This is a genomic window from Actinoplanes sp. NPDC049681 (genome assembly GCF_044465265.1).
Taxonomy (GTDB): Bacteria; Actinomycetota; Actinomycetes; order Mycobacteriales; family Micromonosporaceae; genus Actinoplanes.
Genome location: NZ_JBITLP010000005.1, coordinates 177,819 through 191,248, shown reverse-complemented (window position 1 = coordinate 191,248; position 13,430 = coordinate 177,819). Strand labels below are relative to the sequence as shown.

15 protein-coding genes are annotated in these 13,430 nt (G+C 73.7%); 8 read left to right on the top strand and 7 right to left on the bottom strand.

Features of this window, described 5'->3' with window-relative positions:
• Positions 1-7: 7 nt before the first annotated feature.
• The 4 genes from ACIBO8_RS19235 to ACIBO8_RS19220 form a co-directional block, all read right to left on the bottom strand.
• Complete coding sequence (locus tag ACIBO8_RS19235) at positions 8-1,222, bottom strand: AGE family epimerase/isomerase (protein WP_396116593.1); 1,215 nt, start codon at positions 1,220-1,222, stop codon at positions 8-10.
• A gap of 73 nt (positions 1,223-1,295) precedes the next feature.
• Positions 1,296-2,147, bottom strand: coding sequence for an alpha/beta fold hydrolase (locus ACIBO8_RS19230; RefSeq protein WP_396116592.1), 852 nt, complete (start codon positions 2,145-2,147; stop codon positions 1,296-1,298).
• Positions 2,144-3,016 carry an SDR family NAD(P)-dependent oxidoreductase gene (locus tag ACIBO8_RS19225; RefSeq protein WP_396116591.1) on the bottom strand — a complete coding sequence of 291 codons (873 nt, stop codon included), beginning with the start codon at positions 3,014-3,016 and terminating at the stop codon, positions 2,144-2,146. The genes ACIBO8_RS19230 and ACIBO8_RS19225 overlap by 4 nt, the downstream gene beginning before the upstream one ends.
• Positions 3,013-4,461, bottom strand: coding sequence for a flavin-containing monooxygenase (locus ACIBO8_RS19220; protein ID WP_396116590.1), 1,449 nt, complete (start codon positions 4,459-4,461; stop codon positions 3,013-3,015). The genes ACIBO8_RS19225 and ACIBO8_RS19220 overlap by 4 nt, the downstream gene beginning before the upstream one ends.
• 69 nt (positions 4,462-4,530) lie before the next feature.
• Here ACIBO8_RS19220 and ACIBO8_RS19215 point away from each other — a divergent pair, with 69 nt between their 5' ends.
• Positions 4,531-5,550, top strand: a complete 1,020-nt coding sequence (locus tag ACIBO8_RS19215; protein WP_396116589.1) for an AraC family transcriptional regulator — start codon at positions 4,531-4,533, stop codon at positions 5,548-5,550.
• Here ACIBO8_RS19215 and ACIBO8_RS19210 read toward each other — a convergent pair.
• Complete coding sequence (locus ACIBO8_RS19210; RefSeq protein ID WP_396116588.1) at positions 5,504-5,806, bottom strand: DUF4873 domain-containing protein; 303 nt, start codon at positions 5,804-5,806, stop codon at positions 5,504-5,506. The two genes, ACIBO8_RS19215 and ACIBO8_RS19210, sit on opposite strands and share 47 nt — an antisense overlap.
• On the bottom strand, positions 5,800-6,468 hold the full coding sequence (locus ACIBO8_RS19205) for a TetR family transcriptional regulator (RefSeq protein ID WP_396116587.1): 669 nt from the start codon (positions 6,466-6,468) through the stop codon (positions 5,800-5,802). The genes ACIBO8_RS19210 and ACIBO8_RS19205 overlap by 7 nt, the downstream gene beginning before the upstream one ends.
• Positions 6,469-6,523: 55 nt before the next feature.
• On the opposite strand from ACIBO8_RS19205, the gene ACIBO8_RS19200 reads away from it, so the two are divergent.
• The 3 genes from ACIBO8_RS19200 to ACIBO8_RS19190 all read left to right on the top strand — a co-directional run bounded on the left by ACIBO8_RS19200 (position 6,524) and on the right by ACIBO8_RS19190 (position 9,031).
• A complete protein-coding gene (locus ACIBO8_RS19200; protein WP_396116586.1) occupies positions 6,524-7,408 on the top strand; it encodes a diiron oxygenase in 885 nt (294 codons plus the stop codon).
• Positions 7,409-7,517: 109 nt separating this feature from the next.
• Positions 7,518-8,096 carry a DUF6642 family protein gene (locus ACIBO8_RS19195; protein ID WP_396116585.1) on the top strand — a complete coding sequence of 193 codons (579 nt, stop codon included), beginning with the start codon at positions 7,518-7,520 and terminating at the stop codon, positions 8,094-8,096.
• Positions 8,097-8,158: 62 nt separating this feature from the next.
• On the top strand, positions 8,159-9,031 hold the full coding sequence (locus ACIBO8_RS19190; RefSeq protein ID WP_396116584.1) for an NAD(P)-dependent oxidoreductase: 873 nt from the start codon (positions 8,159-8,161) through the stop codon (positions 9,029-9,031).
• 5 nt (positions 9,032-9,036) lie between these two features.
• Here ACIBO8_RS19190 and ACIBO8_RS19185 read toward each other — a convergent pair whose 3' ends face one another.
• Entirely contained in the window at positions 9,037-9,930 is an 894-nt protein-coding gene (locus ACIBO8_RS19185) for a ricin-type beta-trefoil lectin domain protein (RefSeq protein WP_396116583.1), read from the bottom strand.
• Positions 9,931-10,022: 92 nt separating this feature from the next.
• On the opposite strand from ACIBO8_RS19185, the gene ACIBO8_RS19180 reads away from it, so the two are divergent.
• Genes ACIBO8_RS19180 through ACIBO8_RS19165 form a run of 4 tightly spaced genes read left to right on the top strand, consistent with a single transcriptional unit; the run spans position 10,023 to position 13,424 of the window.
• Entirely contained in the window at positions 10,023-11,114 is a 1,092-nt protein-coding gene (locus ACIBO8_RS19180) for a M20 family metallopeptidase (RefSeq protein ID WP_396116582.1), read from the top strand.
• The gene (locus tag ACIBO8_RS19175) at positions 11,111-11,863 is read left to right on the top strand and encodes a GNAT family N-acetyltransferase (protein WP_396116581.1); all 753 of its coding nucleotides are present in this window, start codon (positions 11,111-11,113) and stop codon (positions 11,861-11,863) included. The genes ACIBO8_RS19180 and ACIBO8_RS19175 overlap by 4 nt, the downstream gene beginning before the upstream one ends.
• Positions 11,860-12,981, top strand: a complete 1,122-nt coding sequence (gene menC / locus ACIBO8_RS19170; protein WP_396116580.1) for an o-succinylbenzoate synthase — start codon at positions 11,860-11,862, stop codon at positions 12,979-12,981. Before ACIBO8_RS19175 ends, menC begins: the two co-directional genes overlap by 4 nt.
• 20 nt (positions 12,982-13,001) lie before the next feature.
• Positions 13,002-13,424, top strand: a complete 423-nt coding sequence (locus ACIBO8_RS19165; protein WP_396116579.1) for a response regulator — start codon at positions 13,002-13,004, stop codon at positions 13,422-13,424.
• Positions 13,425-13,430: the final 6 nt, after the last annotated feature.

Below are 13,430 nucleotides of genomic sequence, written 5' to 3'. Positions count from 1 at the left end.
CGGCGGGTCACCGCCCGCCGGCCAGGTGTTCGTCGGCCGCCGTCGCCAGCATCGGCCACAGCGGCACGCGGGCGCCCAGCGTCGCCTGGAACGCGTGGTAGAGGTCGGCCTTGCCGGGCCACACCGTCGCCGTCGGCCGGTTCGCGGCGTCGAGCTGGTGGAACCAGGAGCCGTGCTCGTGGTCCATCACGTACTCGTCCACATAGTCCCACCAGGTCCGGTACCGGTCCGCGTAGCCGGCCTCGCCGGTGTACGCGTACAGCGCCGCCGCCGCGTTGATGCCTTCCGCCGCGACCCAGTGCATCCGGTCGCGGACCACCGGCCGGCCCGTCCAGTCCGTGGTGTAGACGAAGCCCGGCTGCCCGTCGACCGCCCAGCCGTCCGTCACCGCGCGGGCGAACAGTTCACGGGCGGCGGTGGCGAGGCCGGCCGGCTCGCCGACGGTCGGAGCCGATGCCAGGTGCAGCAGCAGCCGGGACCACTCCAGGCCGTGGCCGATCGTGGCGCCGTACGGCTTGAAGGGGTCGTCGGGCCGGTCGTGGTGGTACTCGGGCAGCGGCTGCCAGCCGGGGCCGTAATGCTCCGGGATGCGCCACTGGTGTGCCTCGGCGGTGGCCACCACGAACCGGCAGATGCGCTGCGCGCGGCCGATCCAGGTGCGGTCGCCGGTCACGCTCGCCACCGACAGCATCGCCTCCACGGCGTGCATGTTGGCGTTGACGCCGCGGTAGTCGTCGAGCGTGGTGAACGCGGTGTCCCAGGTGTCGACGCAGAGGCCGGCCTCCTCGTCCCAGAAGCGCTCGAGGAACGTCTTCGTGGCCTCGGCCAGCAGGTCGTCCGCCCCGGGCAGGCCGGCCTGGACGGCGGTGGAGGCCGCGAGCAGGACGAAGGCGTGGTCGTAGCAGGACTTGCCGCCGGTGCCCTCCGCGGAGAACCAGCCGCCGTGCTCGGTGTCGCGCAGCCGGCCGGTGAGCCCGGCCATCGCCTGCGCCGCGATCCGGCCGGCTCCCGGCACGCCGAGCAGCGCGCCGATGCCGTACACGTGGGTCATCCGGCAGCTGATCAGGGCCGACACCGGCCGGTCCGGCTCCGGCTCGCCGCGGTCGCCGAGCCAGCGGGCGCCGCCCCCGGGGTCGGGGGTGCGGCGCCCGAAGGCGAGCAGGTCGCGGCTGTGCTGGTCGAGCCAGCGGTGGTGGGCGGGACTCGTCGGCCAGGCGGACATGTCGATCACTCTAGGTCAGTGCCGGGTCCGCCGGGCACGGGCCGTCGATGGTGTTAAGCCGTGGTCACCACGGTTAAGCGTGGCTGTCCGAGCGGGCCGTCAGGAAAAGCTCCGTGAGATCGGCGAACTCGTCGGCGCGTTCGATCTGCGGCATGTGCCCGGTGTCGGGGAACAGGTGCCAGCGCGCGTCCGGGAAGGCCGCCCGGGCCGCCGGCAGCTGCTTGGCCGGCAGGATCAGGTCGCGGTCGCCCCACACGATGAGCGTCGGGCGCGGGTGCCGGGAGACCTCCTCCAGGAGGGCACGGCGCCACGGCGCCCGGATTCCCCGGAAGCCGCCGAGAGCCTGGGCGGTCTCGAGGAACACCAGCGCGTTCTCGGGACGGGCGGCCACCCGCAGGGCGAACTCGACGCGCTCCTGCGTCACGTGTGCCCGGTCGTGGAACAGACTGCGCTCCACCCGCCGGGCGACCCGGGCGTCGACGCGGCGCAGCAGCGGCTTGCCGAGCCCCGGGATGGCGAGGGCGCGCAGGAAGAACGCCACCTCCTTGCCGAAGCCGGCGCTGTTGACCAGCGTCAGCGTCGACACCCGGGCCGGGCGGGACGCGAGCAGCTGCATCGCCACCGCGCCGCCGAGCGAGTTGCCCATGACGTGCAGGGGACGCTGCTCGCCGAGGGCGTCGACGGTGGCGAGGACGCCGTCGGCCAGCGAGGCGAGTGTGATCGGCTCGGGCATCCGGTCGGACAGGCCGAAGCCGGGCAGGTCGACGCTGATCACGCGCCACCGGGCGGAGAGCCGCTCGTGCTGCGGCGACCAGTCCTCGAGGCTGCGCCCGATGCCGTGCAGCAGCAGGATGGGCGGGCGGTCCGGGTCGCCGGTCTCGTGCACCCGGATGGTGGCACCGCGTACCGTCAGCTCCTTGATCATTTGCTCACCGGCGCCTTGACCTGGACGCGGCGGGCGATGGCCGCGGTGAGCCGGTTGATCACTCGCATGTGCGAGACCGGCATCAGCCGGGCGAGCAGGTCGGGCACCTTCGCGCTGGCCGCGATCAGCACCCGGCCACGGCGGTGCCGGACGGCGTCGAGAATCTCCCCGGCCGCCTTCTCCGGGGGATAGGTCAGCATCGCGGCGAACATCCGCTGGTGCTGCTCGACGTCGCCGGTGGGCACGGCGGTGCCGATGCGCGCGCTTTCGGCGATCCGGGTACGCACACCGCCGGGATGCACCGTGGTGACGCCGACGCCGTTCTCGAGCAGCTCACTGCGCAGCACCTCGCTGAGCCCCCGCAGGGCGAACTTGCTGGAGCTGTATGCGGACTGCCCGGGCGGCGCAATGAGCCCGTACAGGCTGGAGACGTTGACCAGGTGCGAGCCTGGCTCCGCGGTCAGCGCCGGGAGCAGGTGGTGGATGAGCAGCATGGGTGCGGTGAAGTTGACCGCCATCACCCACTCGAACTCCTCGACCGCCACCTGGTCGAAGCGGCCGCCGAGCGCGACGCCGGCGTTGTTGACGAGCAGGCCGAGGCGCGGGTGGCGTTCCCGGATGCCCGTCGCCAGCGCCACCACGGCGTCCCGGTCGGCGAGGTCGACGACCAGGGCTTCGACGGTACGGCCGGGATGCGCCGACCGGACCGCCTCGGCCACGGCGTCGAGGCGCAGCGCGTCCCGGTCGGCCAGCACCAGGTCGCTGCCGCGCGCGGCGAGGCCGTGGGCCAGCTGTTCGCCGATGCCGCTCGCGGCGCCGGTCACGACGGCGGTCCGGCCGGTGAACCGGTACGGGGTGAGTCCTGTCATCGAATCTCCTCGAGCACGGGGGCGGGCCTGCGGCTGAACGTCATGTCCCGGCGGACGTCGGCGCGCGGGGTGGTCAGCACGTCGCGCAGGTAGTTCTGCCGTACGGTCCACGGGTCGCGGTCGCCCTGGCTGGGGAAGCGGTCCAGCGCGCGCTGCACGTAGCCGGAGGTGAGGTCGAGCAGCGGCCGGCGCGGGCCGGGCCTCTCCTGCGGAGTCGCGACGGTGTAGCCGTTCTTGGCCATGTAGGACAGCAGCCGGCAGACGTAGCGGTGCGACAGGTCGGCGCGCAACGTCCAGGACGCGTTGGTGTAGCCGATGCAGTAGGCGAAGTTCGGTACGCCGCCCAGCATCACGCCCCGGTAGGCCACCGTACGGCCGGGGTCCACGGTCTCGCCGTCGACGGTGAGCTCGACGCCGCCGATGGGGAGCAGCGACAGCCCGGTGGCCGAGACGACGATGTCGGCCTCCAGCACCCGGCCGTCGGTGAGCCGGATGCCCTCGGGCACGAACCGGTCGATGTGGGCGGTGACGACCGACGCCGTGCCCGCCTTGATGGCCTGGAACAGGTCACCGCCGGGCACCACGCAGAGCCGCTGGTCCCACGGGTTGTACGTGGGCGTGAAGTGCTCGTCCAGGTAGGCCGGGTCGTCCAGGTGTTGCAGCGCGAAGCGGCGCAGCAGGGCCTTCGCCCGTTCCGGCCGGCGCCTCGCGAGCTGGTAGAAGCCCTGGGTCAGCAGGATGTTCTTGGCCCTGACGATCCTGTTGGCGGCCCGCGCGGGCAGCCGCTTGCGCAGGACGTCCGCGATGACGTCCCGCTCCGGCAGGGCGGTCATGTACGTGGGGGAGCGCTGCAGCATCGTCACGTGCGCCGCCGTGCCGGCCATCGCGGGCACCACCGTCACGGCCGTGGCGCCGCTGCCGATGACGATGACCCGCTTGCCCGTGTAGTCCAGGTCCTCCGGCCAGAACTGCGGGTGCACGAGCGTCCCGCGGAACTCCTCGTGGCCCGGGAAGTCGGGCTGGTAGCCCTGCGCGTAGTCGTAGTAGCCGGCGCACGCGTACAGGAAAGTGCAGGTGAATGTGCCCTTGCCCGTGGTGACGGTCCACCGCGAGCCGTCCCAGCTCGCGGCGAGCACCTTGGTGCCGAAGCGGATGTGCGGGGCTATCCCGCCGTCGGCCGCGGTGTCCCGGATGTACTGCCGGATGGCATCGCCCGGCGCCATCGTCTCGGCGCCGCGCCATGGCCGGAAGGGGTAGCTGAGCGTGAACATGTCGGAGTCCGAGCGCACGCCGGGATAGCGGAACAGGTCCCAGGTGCCGCCGATCGCGGTGCGGGCCTCGAGGATCGCGTACGTCGTGCCCGGCCGCTCCTGCTGCAGCCGCCACGCCGCGCCGATCCCGGACAGGCCGGCGCCGATGATGAGGACGTCGAAGTGTTCGGCCATGGCTCCAGTGTTCGCCGGACCCCGGGCGTGAACTTGTCTTTCCGCGACAGGGATTTATCCTTGCGCGCCATGGAGTCGATGGTGCGCGCCGCGGGGCTGCGGGGACTGCCGGGACTGGTCGACAGCCTGGGCGGCGACGGCGTCGCGCTGCTGGGACGGTTCGGCGTGACCTGCGCTGCCGTCGAATCCGAGGACGCCGTCATCCCGGCGGTCGCCGCGGGGATGCTGCTCGAGGTGGCCGCGGCCGAGCTGGCCTGCCCGGACCTGGGGCTGCGCCTGGCCGGGCTGCAGAACGCCTCGGTGCTGGGCCCGCTCGCCCTGGCCATCGAGAATGCCGCCACCTTCGGCGAGGCCCTGGAGACCACCCGCCGCTATCTCTTCGTGCACAGCCCGGCCATGACGGTCGCGCAGATCCTCGACCCGTCGGGCCGTCCGGGCGTGGTCGGGCTGCTCTACCGCGGTACGGACGCCGAACCGCTCCCGCCGCAGGTCGTCGACGTCGGGCTGGGCCTGTTCCACCGGATCATCGTGCTGCTGCACGGCGGCCCGTACGGGCTGCGCTCGGTGCACCTGCCGCACCCCGCGCTGGCGCCGGTCGAGGCGTACACCCGGTTCTTCGGCGCGGAGGTGCGCTTCGGCCGCCCGGACGCGGTCCTGCGGGTGCCGGGCGGCCTGGCGACCATGCCGGTGCCCGGCGGCAACCAGATGCTGCGCGACATCGCCGTCGAGTACCTCACGAGCCACTTCCCGGCGCCCGGCGAGCGCGTCGCGGACCGGGTGCGCATGCTGCTCACCCAGGGGCTGGGCTCCTCGCCGGCGGAGGTGGGCGCCACGGCGAAGCTGCTGCGGACCCACCCGCGCACGCTGCAGCGCCGGCTCGCCGCGGAGGGGACCACCTTCGAGGCGATCCTCGACGACGTCCGCCGGGTCGCCGCGCACCGGCTCATCACCCAGACGGACCTGCCGTTCACCCAGGTCACCGCGATGGTCGGGATGGCGGAGCAGTCCGCGCTGAGCCGGGCGGTGCGCCGCTGGTACGGCGTCACGCCCCGCGCGCTGCGCTCCACGGCGGCGGTCCCACCCCGCTGAGCCGTACGCCGCCCCACGGGTCGGGTTCGCCCAGCCGGGCCGGCGCCTCCCGCTCTCCGATCCGGACGACGACCTCGCGCGCGCCGGCCCGCAGCTGGGCGTTCAAGGTGTCGTCGGGCGCCGCGCGTCCGGCCCAGCGGTAGCGGCCCTCGATCGGCTCGAACCGTGCCGAGAGGCGTACCGCCACGGTCACCGCCGCCTCGCCGGCGCGGATCACGGCCTCGCCACGGTATTCCTCGTCCGCGGCGCTCACCACGTCGCCGCCAATCCACCCGGTGTGTCGGCGGCCGCACGGACGCCGGTGATGCCGCCCCACAGGAACGTGGTCACGTAGTCCGCGAGGGCCTCGCGGCTGATCGGCTGCTGATGGCGCAGCCACCAGTCGCCGACGGTCTGGACGTAGCCGACGGCCCCGTACGCCCACGGCAGCGCCGGCCCGGAGTCCAGCCCGAGGCTGCGGAGCCGGTCGCCGATGATGCGGGCCAGGACGCTCGCGACCGCGTCGATCGCCTCCCCGACCACGTCCCGATCCCGGGCGATGCCGCGCTGGTGCACCACGAACCGGTACAGCCGCGGGTCCGAGTCGATGAAGCCCAGGTACGCATCGACCGCGGCGCGGACCACCTCGCGCTCCTCCCGGACGGCGGCCACCGCGGGGGCCACCACCTCGACCACGGCCGTGGCCGCCCGGCGCGCGACGGCGTCCCACACGCCGGACTTGTCGGTGAAGTAGCGGTACAGCACCGGCTTGCTCACGCCGGCGTGCGCCGCCACCGCGTCGATGCCCGGCTCGGGGCCGAGCTCGCGGATCGCCTCGATGACCGCGTCGACCAGTTCTTCGCGCCGGCGCTCGCGATGGTCGGCCCATCGCTTGCTGCGCCCGTCGGGACGGTTGACGGTCTCGTCGCTGAAGTTCATAGTACGAGAAGTAGCTGTTACTTCCGGTAACGTCAATCCCCCGCGGAGGTCAGACGTGGATGTCCCCGACCGTTCCCAGACCGCGACCCGGCTCCTGCGCTCGTCGGCATCGCACTCCTACGACCCGGAAGTGGAGATCGACTGGGACGCCCCGCTGGTGCCCGACGCCTACTTCGTACCGGAGCACCGGTCCTCGCTCTACGGCACCGAGCTGTGGGACGGGCTCTCCGCCGAGCAGCGGCGGACCCTCACCCGGCACGAGGTCGCCAGCATCGCCAGCCTGGGCGTCTGGTTCGAGACCATCCTCATGCAGCTGCTCGTCCGCGAGTACTACAAACAGGACCCGACCACGCCCCACGCCCAGTACGCGCTCACCGAGGTCGCCGACGAGTGCCGCCACTCGGTGATGTTCGGCCGCATGATCAAGAAGCTGGAGACCCCCGTCTACCGCGTCGGCGCCTTCGACAACGGCCTCGGCAAATGGCTCGCCGCCACGGCCAGCGGCCCCCGCATGTACGCGGCCATCCTCATCGCCGAGGAGATCCTGGACGCCCTCCAGCGCGAGGCGGCGGCGGACGAGACCGTGCAGCCCCTGGTCCGGATGGTGTCGCGGATCCACGTCATCGAGGAGGCCCGGCACGTCCGCTACGCCCGGGAGGAACTGGCCCGCAAGGTGCGCGCGGCGGGGCGCAAGCGGCTGGCGTACGACCGGCTGGTCATCGCGCGGGCGGCCTACCTGACCGGGCGGCGCCTCATCGCGCCGGAGGTCTACCGGTCGGTGGGCATCGAACCGCAGGTGGGGGCGCAGGTCGCGCGGGCCAACCCGCACCACCGCGAGACCATGCGGTGGGCGGCCGAGCGGGTGGTCGCGTACCTGCGTGAGCTCGACCTCATCGGCGGCCCCGGCCTGGCCCTCTGGCACCGCTCCGGCCTGCTCTGAAACGTTTGTGAGGCTTGTCCTCCTTCATGTATCCGGTCCCACCGGCGGCGGCGGGGTCGGCTAGCGTCGTCGGGTCGGGCCGTCATCCCGATACCGCGAAGGAGGCGCTGTGGCCAAGGCCGGGGGAGTGTTCTGCGTCGAGGGCCAGTGGGAGGACGACCTCACCGAGCGGGGATCGGTGCTCCCGACGCTCGAGCTGCTCGAGCGCCTCGGCAGCATCCGCTTCATCCACCGCGACACCGCCACCACCGAGGAGCTGCACTACTACCTCGACACCTGGCTGTCCCGCAAGTACCAGGACTACAAGGTCGGGTTCTTCGCTCTGCACGGCCAGCCGTCGCAGCTGTGCCTCACCGCCAAGACCACCGTGGAGCTCGACGAGATCGCCGCCTGGATGTCCGGGCGGTGCGCCGGCCGGACCCTGTACTTCGGCAGCTGCTCGGTGCTGCGCGCCTCGGACCGGGTGCTCAAGGAGTTCCTGCACGAGACGAAGGCCGCGATGCTGTGCGGCTTCACCAAGGCGATCGACTGGGTGGAGTCGGCCGCCTTCGAGACCGTCGTGCTCAACGCCCTGGTCAACGGGGGCCGCATCGACAGCGTCGAGCGGCTGGTGCGCTCCACCCGCTGGAGCGCGCTCGCCGACCACCTGGGATTCCGCGTCGTCTACGCGAACGGCCGCACCGGCTAGGCGGGCCGCATCCGCCGGATTGGCCCGCGCCCCGGACCGCCGGCCGCGATTACGGTACGGCCATGGCGTACCGCAAGATCGTGGGGTTTCTGGGTCTCGGGGTCATGGGCGAGCCCATGGCGCTCAACCTCGCGCGGGCGGGCACCCCGCTGATCGTCTGGAGCCGCCGGCCCGAGCGGTGTGCCGCGGTCCGCGAGCACGGCGCGACCGTCGCGGCGAGCCCGGGTGAGGTCCTCGAGCAGGCCGACGTCGTGCTCATGATGCTCGCCGACGGCGCGGCGATCGACGCCGTGCTGGGCCGCGGTACGCCCGCCTTCCGCGCCGTCGAGGGCAGGCTGCTCGTGCATATGGGCACGACCTCGCCGGAGTACTCGCGCGGCCTGGCCGACGACGTGGTCGCCGCCGGCGGCCGGTACGTCGAGGCGCCGGTCTCCGGGTCCCGCAAGCCGGCCGAGGCGGGCCAGCTGGTCGCCATGCTCGCCGGGGAGCCGGAGGACCTCGCCACCGTACGGCCGTTGCTCACGCCGATGACACGCGACGCCGTCGACTGCGGGGCCGTGCCGCAGGCGCTGCTGATGAAGCTGGCGGTGAACCTGTACCTGATCAGCATGGTCACCGGGCTCGCCGAGGCGTACCACTTCGCCGCGCGGCACGGGCTGGACCTCGGCCGGCTCACCGCCGTGCTCGACGCCGGGCCGATGGCCAGCGACGTGTCCCGGATCAAGGCGGCCAAGCTGCTGGGCCGGGACTTCGCCGTGCAGGCCTCGTTGCGCGACGTGCTGATGAACAACCAGCTGATCGCCGAGGCCGCCCGCGCCGCCGGGATCGCCTCGCCGGTGCTCGACGCGTGTCACGCCCTCTACGCCGAGGCCGTCGCGCTCGGGCACGGCGACGAGGACATGGCAGCCGTCGTCCGCGCCCACGAGGCGCGCTGAGCGGTTCAGGGCAGCGTCCACCGCTGCTCGGCGGCGCCGGTGCAGGGCTCGGCCCGTACGGTGGCGCCGGGCGTACCGGGGTCGGTCAGGCAGTGCCCGGTGGCCGGGTTGACCAGGGAGCCGTGCGGGCCGGCCCGCCACTGTGAGCTCTCGCGGTCGTCGCAGCCGATCGTACGGATGTCGCCGTCGCGGGCGACCTGCGCGCAGCGGCCCGAGACGCGCAGCGTGCCGTCGGTGGCCAGGGTGAACGACTGCGGGCTCACGCCGCCGCAGCCGGCGACCTCGATCGGGCTGCCGTCGATGCCGAGCAGCCCGCCCAGGGTGAGGCACCGCCCGCCGGCCGACGTGATCGCGCCGGTGCGGTCGGTCCGCGGGGGCGGGGCCAGGGTCGCGGACGGCGGCGGGGCGGGCGACGCCGAATGCCTCCCGCCTCTCGCGGCGGGCACGGCCGCGGTGCGAGCGGGTGCCGGGCCGGTGGTGGCACGGGCGCTCGGTACCGGTGGCGCCGACGGCCGGCTGGCGGCCGTCCGGGGGTTGCTCGCGACCGGACCGGCGCCCGGCGAGCCCGTCGTCGCCGGCCCGGGCCGCGCCTCGGGCAGCGCCCGATCGTCGCGGGAACCGGCGATGACCAGGGCGGTCCCGGCGAGCGCGAGCACGGCCACCCCGGCGAGGACGATCAGGCGCTGGCGCCGCAGCGCGGATGCCCTGCCGGGTGCCTCCCCGGGCAGCGGCGGCCTTACCTCCGCGGGCTCCCCGGCGGTCGGCTGCGGCGGGTCGCCGGGCTCCGTGGCCGGTTCCGGCCAGGTCTCCTCCGGACGGTCGCCCTGCCCGGCCGGATCGCTGCTGAGGTACGGCCGGACCAGCACCGGATCCCGCGGCTCGTCCTGCGTGTCAGCCATCGCGTCCTCCTCGCCGGCCCACCGGCCGGTACGTGAAGATACGCGAGGTTCTTCCCGGCCGGCAGCGTCGCCACCGCCTAAGCTCGGCCGGCATGGACCTGACCACGCTGCTCGGCGACATCGAGGCGATGGTGACCTGCGAGTCGCCGTCCACCGACCCGGCCGCGCTGGCCCGCAGCACCGAGGTGGTGGCGGCGATCGGTGAGCGCCGGCTGGGAGCGGCCCCGGAGCGGGTCGTGGTGGCGGACCGGGTTCACCTGCGCTGGCGGTTCGGCTCCGGGCCCCGGCGGGTGCTCGTGCTCGGCCACCATGACACGGTGTGGCCGCTGGGATCGCTCGCCTCCCATCCGTACGGGATCAGCGACGGCGTGTTGCGCGGACCCGGCTGCGTCGACATGAAGGCCGGGCTGGCGCTGGCGATGCACGCCATCGCCGGACTGACCGACCGTGCCGGGACCACCCTGCTGATCACCTGCGACGAGGAACTGGGCTCGCCCACCTCCCGTGACCTGGTGGAGTCGGAGGCCGCCGGCTGCGCGGCGGCCCTGGTGCTGGAGGCCGCCGCCGGCGGCGGAGCGCTCAAGACCGAGCGCAAGGGCGTCTCGCGCTATCGGGTACGCGTCCACGGCCGCGCCGCGCACGCCGGCCTGGAGCCCGAACGCGGCGTCAGCGCCACGATCGAGCTGGCACACCAGGTGCTGGCGGTCGCCGCGCTCGCCGATCCCGCGCGCGGCACGACCGTCACGCCGACCCTGCTCGCCGCCGGCACGTCGGAGAACACGGTCCCCGCGGCCGGGGAGGTCGCCGTGGACGTGCGCGTGCGCGACACAGGTGAGCAGCAGCGGATCGACGCCGCGATGCACGCCCTGCGACCGGTTCTGCCGGGCGCCGTCCTCGAGGTCCTCGGCGGTCCCAACCGGCCCCCGATGGAGGCGTCCGCGTCGGCGTCGCTGTTCGCCCGCGCCGTGCGGGTGGCCGCCGGCCTCGGCCTTCCGGAGCCGGCGGCCGCGGCGGTGGGCGGCGGCTCGGACGGCAACTTCACCGCCGGCATCGGTACGCCCACCCTCGACGGCCTGGGCGCGGTCGGCGGCGGCGCCCACGCCGACGACGAGCACGTGCTCGTGTCCGAACTGCTCCCGCGCGCCGCCCTGGTCGCGGGCCTCATCGCGGACCGCCTCCGATGAGCGTCGAGGTGCGCACGGTGACCGGCCTCTCCGAGCTGGCCGCGGTGGACCGCCTGTTCGGCGCGATCTGGCGGCAGGACCCCGGCTCGCCGGTGCTGAGCACCGAACTCTTGCGTGCCTTGGTGAAGTCGGGCAACTACGTGGCCGCCGCCTACGACGGTGCCGCCCTGCTCGGCGCCTGCGTCGGCTTCTTCGGCGTGCCGGGCGCCCGGGAGCTGCACAGCCATATCGCGGGGGTGGCGCCCGAGGCCGTCGGCCGCAGCGTCGGGTACGCCCTCAAGCAGCACCAGCGGTCCTGGGCACTGGAACGCGGCGCCACCGCCATCAGCTGGACCTTCGACCCCCTCGTCGCCCGCAACGCCTACTTCAACCTGGCGAAGCTGGGCGCGGCCCCGGTGGAGTACCTGCCGAACTTCTACGGGGCGATGCACGACCGGATCAATGGCGACGACGAGTCGGACCGGCTCCTCGTACGCTGGGACCTGTCACGGCCGGCGACGCCGCTGCGCGACGACACCTCCGGCGCGGTGGTGGCCCTGGGCCGCGACGGCGTGCCGGGCAACCTCGACGGCGGCAAGCTCCTCGTCGCCGTGCCGCCGGACGTCGAGACGCTGCGGCGGCGCGATCCCGGCGAGGCCCGGCGGTGGCGCCCCGCGGTCCGCGACGCCCTGTCCACCCTGCTCGCCGCCGGCGCCCGCGTCACCGGCTTCGACCGTGCGGGCTGGTACGTCCTGAGGAGGCCGTCGTGAACCTCGAGGGCATCGAGCTGCGCCGCGTCGCCATGCCGCTGGTCACGCCTTTCCGTACCTCGTTCGGCACCGAGACCACCCGTGACGTGCTGCTGCTGCGCGTCGTCACGGACCGGGCGGAGGGCTGGGGCGAGTGCGTGGCGATGGCCGACCCGCGCTACTCGAGCGAGTACACCGAAGCCGCCGCGGACGTGCTGCGCCGCTACCTGGTGCCGGCGCTCGCGGCCGCGCCACGGCTGGACGCCCACGCGGTGGCACCCCTTCTCACTCCGTTCAAGGGCCACCGCATGGCCAAGGCGGCGCTGGAGACCGCGGTCCTCGACGCCGAACTGCGGGCGGAGGGCCGGTCGCTGGCCCGCGAGCTGGGCGCCGTGCGCGACCGCGTGCCGTGCGGCGTGTCCGTCGGCATCATGGGTTCGATCGCGGAGCTGCTCGACGCGGTCGGCGGCTACCTCGCCGCCGGCTACGTCCGGATCAAGCTCAAGATCCAGCCGGGCTGGGACGTCGAGCCGGTCCGCGCCGTCCGGGAGCGCTTCGGCGACGAGGTGCTCCTCCAGGTGGACGCGAACACCGCGTACACGCTCGCGGACGCGCGGCACCTGAGCCGGCTCGACCCGTTCGGGCTGCTGCTGATCGAGCAGCCGCTGGACGAGGAGGACGTGCTCGGGCACGCGGAGCTGGCCAAGGTCATCACCACGCCGGTGTGCCTGGACGAGTCGATCACCTCGGCCCGGTCCGCGGCCGCCGCGATCACGCTCGGTGCCTGCTCGGTGGTGAACGTGAAGCCGGGCCGGGTCGGCGGCTACCTGGAGGCGCGACGGATCCACGACGTGTGCGCCGCGCACGGCGTACCGGTGTGGTGCGGCGGCATGCTGGAGACCGGGCTCGGACGGGCGGCGAACGTCGCCCTCGCCGCCTTGCCGGGCTTCACCCTGCCCGGCGACACCTCGGCCTCGGACCGCTACTTCGCCACCGACCTGACCGCGCCGTTCGTGCTGGAGGACGGCCACCTGGCGGTGCCGACGGGGCCCGGGCTCGGGGTGGAGCCGCTGGCCGCCGTGCTGGAGTCGGTGACGACGGCGACGGAATGGATCCCGCTGGGCGGTCCCGGCACCTAGGCTGGGTCCGAGGAGGCGAGATGACGAACCTTTCCGGTCACGCCGCGGTCCTGATGGTCGACGACGACGCCGACGTCCTCGACACCACGGCCCACATGCTCGCCACCCGGGGCTTCCGCGTCTTCACCGCGCCGGACCAGGAATCGGCGCTGCGGGTGTGCCGGGAGCAGGAGGGGCGGATCGACGCTCTCATCGCCGACCTCTCCCTGCCCGGTGACAGCCGGGGCGACCTCGCCCGTGCGGTCAGCACGGAGTATCCCGCCATGCACGTGATCTACATCAGCGGAATCCCGCGGCACGTCGCCCTGGCCCAGGGGCTGGTGCGACCGGATGCGCCGTACCTCGAGAAGCCGGCGCAACCGGACGTCCTGGCAAGCGTCCTGCAGAGCCTGCTGTCGGAGAACGTGGGCGCGCCGGCGCCGGCGACCTGGTGGGATGAATGACGCCCT

Bases quoted from the DNA above. Each gene is read 5' to 3' on its own strand.
- ACIBO8_RS19235 (WP_396116593.1), bottom strand. From the start codon at position 1,222: ATGTCCGCCTGGCCGACGAGTCCCGCCCACCACCGCTGGCTCGACCAG.
- ACIBO8_RS19230 (WP_396116592.1), bottom strand. From the start codon at position 2,147: ATGATCAAGGAGCTGACGGTACGCGGTGCCACCATCCGGGTGCACGAG.
- ACIBO8_RS19225 (WP_396116591.1), bottom strand. From the start codon at position 3,016: ATGACAGGACTCACCCCGTACCGGTTCACCGGCCGGACCGCCGTCGTG.
- ACIBO8_RS19220 (WP_396116590.1), bottom strand. From the start codon at position 4,461: ATGGCCGAACACTTCGACGTCCTCATCATCGGCGCCGGCCTGTCCGGG.
- ACIBO8_RS19215 (WP_396116589.1), top strand. From the start codon at position 4,531: ATGGAGTCGATGGTGCGCGCCGCGGGGCTGCGGGGACTGCCGGGACTG.
- ACIBO8_RS19205 (WP_396116587.1), bottom strand. From the start codon at position 6,468: ATGAACTTCAGCGACGAGACCGTCAACCGTCCCGACGGGCGCAGCAAG.
- ACIBO8_RS19190 (WP_396116584.1), top strand. From the start codon at position 8,159: ATGGCGTACCGCAAGATCGTGGGGTTTCTGGGTCTCGGGGTCATGGGC.
- ACIBO8_RS19185 (WP_396116583.1), bottom strand. From the start codon at position 9,930: ATGGCTGACACGCAGGACGAGCCGCGGGATCCGGTGCTGGTCCGGCCG.
- ACIBO8_RS19180 (WP_396116582.1), top strand. From the start codon at position 10,023: ATGGACCTGACCACGCTGCTCGGCGACATCGAGGCGATGGTGACCTGC.
- ACIBO8_RS19175 (WP_396116581.1), top strand. From the start codon at position 11,111: ATGAGCGTCGAGGTGCGCACGGTGACCGGCCTCTCCGAGCTGGCCGCG.
- ACIBO8_RS19165 (WP_396116579.1), top strand. From the start codon at position 13,002: ATGACGAACCTTTCCGGTCACGCCGCGGTCCTGATGGTCGACGACGAC.